Genomic DNA, 5,286 nt, shown 5'->3' on the forward strand with positions numbered 1-5,286 from the left:
CCATTTTTGGAAGGTAAAGGTGGACAACCTGTCCAAAATCTTCTTCAAGTCACACGAATACACCCGATTGATGCGATCGCTGATTTCTTTGATCTGCTCGCACTCGGCAGGCAAGTAGTTGTACGACTTCAGGTACTGCAACCCAACGGCGTACTCACCATCCCAGGTTTTAACGGTGCAGCTAAACTCACCCACATGGTTGACTATCCCCCAGCAACCACCTTTGCCCCTAAGTTCGGGATTATCCTTGGCTAAAATTTGGCAGATTCCACCAATTTGGTAGGTGTTGGGTACTTAGGTGCGTTCCATAATTTGTTGCACCCGTCTTTAACAATACGATGAGTGGTACTTTACCATCGGCTCGTTGTACGCCGTCTGCTAAACCTCTTGTTTTCGCCCAGATCACATTAATTAAGGTTTAGCTTTACATTTACTAATCCTTTAGTAGAAGTATATTCCCGACCAAAACTTTTCTTAAGAAAGAGGTATTAATTAAAAACTTTATTAACAATTGTAAAGATAGTCCAAAAAATCAACGCGATCTATGCAATCACCAGAAGCTCAAACAACAAAATTCGAGAGTAAAGCTCCTTTGTCAAACGATACTACTTCCCATATTCAGCCCGAATCAAAAACTGAGCCAATAACTCAGGTACAAGCAGATAGCGTGCTGACCCGCGAACAATTGCCTAACAAGGGATTTCGTATTGCCCTCACCCTGGTTACTAGCGTGATTATTCTAAGTGTCGTCGCTATTTACTTCGGCATTATTCATCCTTAGTACATTGTTACAAAACCGAATGGCACGCCCCTTAAAGCTAAATCGACTATAAGACCTATGGGTGTGGGGTTTAGTAATAAAGGAATTTATTAAGGTTGCACTTAATTTTGGCTTTTCTGATTTTTTTCCTACACCCTGCACCCAACCGTCTACACTTAGCCACAGCAAGAGTTTCACGTTTTCAAGCGGGATATCCCTTTTCGCCTGCAACCCTGCCCAAACCTTTGATGCCGCAAGGCGTTGATCACCACTGCTAAATCTGGAAATTAAAACTCCCAAAGGCTTTCAGTGATTGGCCTCTCCCAAAGTTACAGAAGAGGGCTAATCCCATATTCCCGCTCAATCAAACCCAACAACTTCTCCTCTACCGTAGTCAAATACGGTCGTTTCAACTCACCCAGGTACTTCAACATAGTACTTGGTGCATCTTCTAAGCTTTCATTTTCCCGTAACCGACTAATGCGATCGCAAATCACCTGCATCTGCTCACACTCGGCAGGCAGGTAGTTGAAGGACTTCAGATGCTGTAACCCAACGGTATACTCGCCATCCCAGGTTTTGACGGTGCAGCTAAATTCCCCCACATGGCTGACGATGCCCCAACACCCACCCTTACCCCTGAGTTCGGGATTATCTTTTGCAAGGATTTGGCAGACTTCACCGATTTGGTAGGTGTTCGGTGCTTTGGTTCTCTCTATTATGCGCTGCACAACGTCTTTGACAACACGACCTGATGGGACTTTACCACCCGCTGCCTCTACGGATTGCTGCCATGCTTCTCTTTGCACTTCCGGCTCTAGCCCAATCAAAGGTCGTAGCTGATATTCGTTAATGGGTAACACTTGTCCTTCACTAGAGTCTGGGGCAGATGTGTCCACAACTAGATCATTTTGTGTCCTATTAGGACACATTTTCATGAGATTATCTACAACCACCGTACTTTCCATTAACCTGTATGGATAACGCCGCTCAAAACCAAAACGCTCTCGGCAGTATTCCTCAAAGGTTTTGTGCGTATTACGATAAAGTTTTCTGTCTCGCAATTGCATCAATGCTTTCCCCGCAAGGTAAAACGCTTTTTCTACTTGCCGTTCCAAATGCAAGCGATCGCTAATTTCCTGCTCGGTTAATTCTGGAATTTCAACGGCAGTAACAGTAATTGTTGCTGTAGCTGTGTCTTCTTCTTGAGCAAGATTATCTGGTGATGTGCTGTCAGTAGATGAAGAGATGGTAGATTTTTTGGGCTTTGAGGATGGTTTAGCCATGATTTCACCCGGATTAAGGGTATTTGCTCAGACTGGCTCACTCTCATTATGGCTGTAGTCAGGACTACAAACGCTTAAGAGCGGCTAATTTCAGCTTCTATCGCCAGAACCTCAACTGACCCTTTAAGCGATCGCTTCTGTATAGTCACTGAAAATAGCGCGGAAGTTAATGGCTTGAGATCAAGCATCCTTTAGCTCTCCATTATTCCTTGCACGCTCCAACTCTTCTTCGCAAAGGACTTCTATTAAATTTGACAGAGAACGCTTCCTAATCTTAGCTAGCCGTTCTAAGTCAGACTTTAATGCTTCGTCCAAGTAAAGCGATATTCGCTTTTTGGCTGTAACCACCGACAACACCATAGCACTACTCCAAAACTATACTTCCTCCATTGTAGCACGAGGGTAACGCTACTTTGAAGTAAAAAGATGTTGTAGTAGCATTAAAGTAGTGCTACCATGTGAATAAAGAAAGCGCTACCGACGGTCAATCTGAAGCGCTTTCTGTCCCGTTAGGAACTGATTTATTATGACTCACATCATCTACAGCCAACAACAGCTGCAACTGAAATCGATTGCCCAACTCAAGCAAATCTACAGCGAAATCGCCTGTACAGTCGAAGTAAGCGACAAACGCTGTAAGGATTATTGGATTAGTGCGATCGCTGATTATCAGTCAAGCAAGATTCAGAAACTTACCCCTGCTGCCCCCGACAACCAAGCCCTCGCTCAAGCCGAACTCGACAACTACATCGCTGACCAAGCCCAAGCCATAGCTCCCGAACCCCTCAGAATAGTCGAAATCTCATTTGACCATCACGAATATTACGCTGGTAATCAACTCATAGCCAGCATCAGCCATGACGACAACCACCTAACGCAACGCTGGGTAGCCAAACCAATTCGCAATTACCAATTCGCAATTCGCAGTTACTTTCCAGTAAGGGTTAGGCAACCCACTAATTTACAATTATCCAATTGGAATTTGGCATATAGGAAATTGCGAATTGCGAATTGCGAATTGACAATTGTTTTAGATGCGTTGCGATCGCTTCATCTGCACTCACTACAAAGATGGCACACTGCCAGTGCAAGAAGAAGCAGGGGGGCAGGGAGCAGGGAGCAAGGGAGAAGAAATTGCCCCCCTGCACCCCGCACCCTGCTCCTTGTCCTCTTCTACCGAAAACCAAATCATGGCGCATATCTTCAACGAGTGCCAGAACTACAACAATTCGCAATTACCAATTCGCAATTCGCAATTACACGCCATGCCTAAAAACAGGAAGCTTTGCACCTGTAATGATTCAATTACTAATTACGTTCACAATTGCGAATTGCGAACTGCGAATTGCGAATTGCTTAGTAACTGGTGGGTGAAGGAGGGTTGTTCAGACCAGCAGCAGTATTCTAACTCTGTGTTTGATGCAGTGCGATCGCTGTCGATGGTAGATACTTCATTTGCAACTGAACCCACTCCTGAATACTTGCAGCATCGCCCACTGCAACAGCTGACTACTGACGAATTACAGCAGTTGCTAAATGCAGAAGTGGCTAACTGTGAGCAGTTGTTAGACCGCCCTGTTGACGAACTGACCTCCCAGGACTGGGAACGGTTACGGGAATATGAGCCGCACTTGGAGCTAGTGGCGGCGTAATTTACATACAGGCGATCGCGCTTTCATTTGCAACTAGAGAGCGATCGCCTCTCACCAAATCATCAATATTCACTTATCACATCTATGCAACCGACAATCTCAATCCCCCAACACTGGGGCTACCCTCGCTTTGCTTTGGATCAACGTACAGAACAAAGCAATTCGCAATTCGCAGTTCGCAATTCGCAATTATTTTTAAGAGAACTCCAAGAAATAAATTATCCAATTTCACGCCCATCAAAACGATTTTCTCTCTCCCTGCTCCCCCCTCCCTGCCTTAAAAGCAATGAGATATTTTTTAATTTGGAAGTCCTTAACTGCGAATTGCGAATTGCGAATTGTTTTGGTTGGCGTTATGTGCTGATGCCTAACAAGAATTCTGACGAGATATCGTACTTGCAAGAGAATCAAATCCAACCGCTCTCCCCACAGGAATTGTTCACACAAATTACCGCAGAAATTGAATTCTATCAGCGTCAAATCTTCATCCTGCAACAACAGTTAGCCCTAGTAACTGGAGGTAGCAGTAATGGCTAATTCTACAGACAGTTTTGACCGTCGGGCTAATCATCTGCTGCGTTTGCTTCAGCTTTGTGGTGGTTGTGTTCCTCTGCACTCTCTTCAATGCCAAGTTTCAAATTCAGTCATTCAAACCCTGCTGGATAAAGAACTGGTGCAAGTGCAGAACACGGGAAGCGGCTTTTTGTTGGAGATTGCCGAGGATTTTTAAGTTATTAATTCCAGAGGACGCAATCATGAAACTTTACGCGAAAACCATTCCACAAACTTTACCCAATTGGGCAACCACTATTACAACGTGTGCAGATTTGATTGAAGTTGAAATCAACGAAGAACACCCTGATTTTCAATCTCTGCTTGAAGAATTAGAAACCGAGATTGAGCCAGGAACAATAGGAGTTAAAGCTGAGGATTTATGTTCACGGCTTGGTATTGAAATGTCTAACCCCAATCTCTGCCAATTACTTGAACAAGCCCAAACCCTGATATCCCTTATTGCTACGCACCCAGACTACAAGCAACTGTTAGACGAGGGATATCAACCTGATTTAAACATTGCCGATGCTAGCACTGCACTCACCTATCTGCAATGGGAATTAGACCACAATCGAGAACCTTCTAATTAGTACAAAAGCGTTCACCTAAAGGAATGCCATTACTTTAGGTGAACGCACGGAAGTTCTTCTCCCGCTACAGAATTCTCATTATTGCACACGAAACACCAATCAATGAAACTTTAATCGAGGTGAAACATGACTGCTGAAATCAAACTAGGTTTATGCAACCCTCCTGAACCTGTTTATTTATATGTCAATCAGGGGGAAGTAGACGGAGAATCTTACGTTTGGTACAAGTTCAATATCAGCCAAGATAAGAAAATCCCTGTTACCCAAAGGGCATTAACTGGGTATCTGTCAGAACTCCGATTGACAACTAAAGAATTCAAAGGAAAGGACAACCTGAAGCTGGATATTGTCGTGAGTGCTGATGAACTTTATGTCATAAGAAGTGGTATTGAAACCAATTTCGCCAAAAGCTTTCTTTTAGCTGCATCATTAGTTCAGGATTT

At 44.0% G+C, this 5,286-nt stretch carries 10 protein-coding genes and 1 pseudogene; 8 read left to right on the forward strand and 3 right to left on the reverse strand.

Annotated features, from left to right (window positions below):
- A partial coding sequence (locus tag HWQ23_RS00090) for a hypothetical protein (protein WP_292822752.1) occupies nucleotides 1–255 on the forward strand: 255 nt, incomplete at its 5' end.
- Here the strand turns inward: HWQ23_RS00090 and HWQ23_RS00095 are convergent.
- The gene (locus HWQ23_RS00095) at nucleotides 242–406 is read right to left on the reverse strand and encodes a hypothetical protein (RefSeq protein ID WP_292822753.1); all 165 of its coding nucleotides are present in this window, start codon (nucleotides 404–406) and stop codon (nucleotides 242–244) included. The genes HWQ23_RS00090 and HWQ23_RS00095 overlap by 14 nt on opposite strands.
- A gap of 138 nt (nucleotides 407–544) precedes the next feature.
- Here HWQ23_RS00095 and HWQ23_RS00100 point away from each other — a divergent pair, with 138 nt between their 5' ends.
- Nucleotides 545–781: a hypothetical protein gene (locus tag HWQ23_RS00100; protein ID WP_292822754.1), complete on the forward strand. Its 237-nt coding sequence runs from the start codon at nucleotides 545–547 to the stop codon at nucleotides 779–781.
- 308 nt (nucleotides 782–1,089) lie between these two features.
- Here HWQ23_RS00100 and HWQ23_RS00105 read toward each other — a convergent pair whose 3' ends face one another.
- Nucleotides 1,090–2,046 carry a hypothetical protein gene (locus tag HWQ23_RS00105; protein ID WP_292822755.1) on the reverse strand — a complete coding sequence of 319 codons (957 nt, stop codon included), beginning with the start codon at nucleotides 2,044–2,046 and terminating at the stop codon, nucleotides 1,090–1,092.
- Nucleotides 2,047–2,226: 180 nt separating this feature from the next.
- Nucleotides 2,227–2,406, reverse strand: coding sequence for a ribbon-helix-helix domain-containing protein (locus HWQ23_RS00110; protein WP_100903382.1), 180 nt, complete (start codon nucleotides 2,404–2,406; stop codon nucleotides 2,227–2,229).
- A 166-nt stretch (nucleotides 2,407–2,572) separates the two neighbouring features.
- On the opposite strand from HWQ23_RS00110, the gene HWQ23_RS00115 reads away from it, so the two are divergent.
- From HWQ23_RS00115 to HWQ23_RS00140, 6 genes and pseudogenes are all read left to right on the forward strand, one after another.
- Entirely contained in the window at nucleotides 2,573–3,319 is a 747-nt protein-coding gene (locus tag HWQ23_RS00115) for a hypothetical protein (RefSeq protein ID WP_292822756.1), read from the forward strand.
- A 79-nt stretch (nucleotides 3,320–3,398) separates the two neighbouring features.
- On the forward strand, nucleotides 3,399–3,698 hold the full coding sequence (locus tag HWQ23_RS00120) for a hypothetical protein (protein WP_292822757.1): 300 nt from the start codon (nucleotides 3,399–3,401) through the stop codon (nucleotides 3,696–3,698).
- A gap of 84 nt (nucleotides 3,699–3,782) precedes the next feature.
- The gene (locus tag HWQ23_RS00125; RefSeq protein WP_292822758.1) at nucleotides 3,783–4,235 is read left to right on the forward strand and encodes a hypothetical protein; all 453 of its coding nucleotides are present in this window, start codon (nucleotides 3,783–3,785) and stop codon (nucleotides 4,233–4,235) included.
- Nucleotides 4,228–4,428: a hypothetical protein gene (locus tag HWQ23_RS00130; RefSeq protein ID WP_292822759.1), complete on the forward strand. Its 201-nt coding sequence runs from the start codon at nucleotides 4,228–4,230 to the stop codon at nucleotides 4,426–4,428. Before HWQ23_RS00125 ends, HWQ23_RS00130 begins: the two co-directional genes overlap by 8 nt.
- Nucleotides 4,429–4,453: 25 nt before the next feature.
- Nucleotides 4,454–4,843 (forward strand): hypothetical protein, encoded by a 390-nt coding sequence (locus HWQ23_RS00135; protein ID WP_292822760.1) that lies wholly within the window; start codon nucleotides 4,454–4,456, stop codon nucleotides 4,841–4,843.
- 126 nt (nucleotides 4,844–4,969) lie between these two features.
- Nucleotides 4,970–5,286: pseudogene (locus HWQ23_RS00140) on the forward strand (hypothetical protein); the annotation flags it as partial.

Source organism: Nostoc sp. JL33 (assembly GCF_017114985.1).
Lineage (GTDB): Bacteria > Cyanobacteriota > Cyanobacteriia > Cyanobacteriales > Nostocaceae > Nostoc.